The organism is Lacticaseibacillus manihotivorans DSM 13343 = JCM 12514 (assembly GCF_001435035.1).
In the GTDB taxonomy this organism is placed as follows: Bacteria; Bacillota; Bacilli; order Lactobacillales; family Lactobacillaceae; genus Lacticaseibacillus; species Lacticaseibacillus manihotivorans.
Genome location: NZ_AZEU01000193.1, coordinates 1 through 896 on the forward strand (window position 1 = coordinate 1; position 896 = coordinate 896).

At 47.1% G+C, this 896-nt stretch carries 2 protein-coding genes; one reads left to right on the forward strand and one right to left on the reverse strand.

Translation table 11 applies throughout. The features are described 5' to 3' along the window. Nucleotides 1–51: 51 nt before the first annotated feature. The gene (locus tag FD01_RS10800) at nt 52–429 is read right to left on the reverse strand and encodes a hypothetical protein (protein ID WP_056964258.1); all 378 of its coding nucleotides are present in this window, start codon (nt 427–429) and stop codon (nt 52–54) included. A gap of 110 nt (nt 430–539) precedes the next feature. Between FD01_RS10800 and FD01_RS10805 the strand changes: the two genes are divergently transcribed. After that, nucleotides 540–896 (forward strand): helix-turn-helix domain-containing protein (locus FD01_RS10805; RefSeq protein ID WP_156647301.1); only part of this gene is annotated, 357 nt, incomplete at its 3' end.

The following is an 896-nucleotide window of genomic DNA, read 5'->3' on the forward strand; positions in this document are numbered from 1 at the left end:
AATCTGGGAACGGGCCTCTATTGATTTTCAAGACGGTCTGTTATTGGGTGCTTACATATGAGCCATCCAGAGACCACTAAACCCGGTGATGAACCCGCAACGTCCATCACTGATTCGAACATAATCGTTCAAGCACCAACCTTTTACTTTCTTCGTATTCTTTTTCACTCGTTTTTGAGTAGCGTTCTTTTGCTTTCGCCCCCTGAGTGCCGTTGCTTCATGCAATGATCGTTTTTTCGTCCGAAACTGATCAAACATCACAACTGAGTTTGGCTCTTCAATAATTTGTTGAATTCCACTGATTGCTACAGCATCGCGATAATGCGCTTTTGCCAAACCCAACTTTTTTCGCTGAACCGTTGTGATGTAGCCATAGGTGAAATGCGCCTCAGGAAAAGCGGTAAGCAATCGATTACGTAACATATTCATAATATGTGCCCCAGTTTACAATTCAAGTGCAACACCCTGACGACTAGACCAAAAAGGCCATGAAGACCTATTCTTGTTAGTGCTAGCTAAACAAGAAAGCAGGAATCTTCATGACCCACTCTCAGACTAACACCCACAAGCATTACCAACAACTCAGTTTTAGCGACCGTGCTACAATTCAGGCCCTTCAGGCTGCTGGTGACACCGCGACCGTGATTGCACAGAAGCTTCATCGCAGTAAAGCGACAATCTCACGGGAAATCACGCGTGGATCTGTAACTCAGCTCGACTCGAAGCGTCACTCGCATCAAGTCTATCTTGCGGAAACTGCCCAAGCCATGCACGACCGTAAACGCGATAGAACCGGTCACTACGCCTTTCTTAAGACCGGCCGTGCGTTCTTCAAGGCTTTCGCCAGGGAGCTTACTCGTAAGCCGCGCGTACACAGCGTTGATAGCTTCGTACAC

Excerpts from the sequence above, each read along its gene's own strand:
- FD01_RS10800 (WP_056964258.1), bottom strand. The coding sequence starts at position 429 with ATGAATATGTTACGTAATCGATTGCTTACCGCTTTTCCTGAGGCGCAT.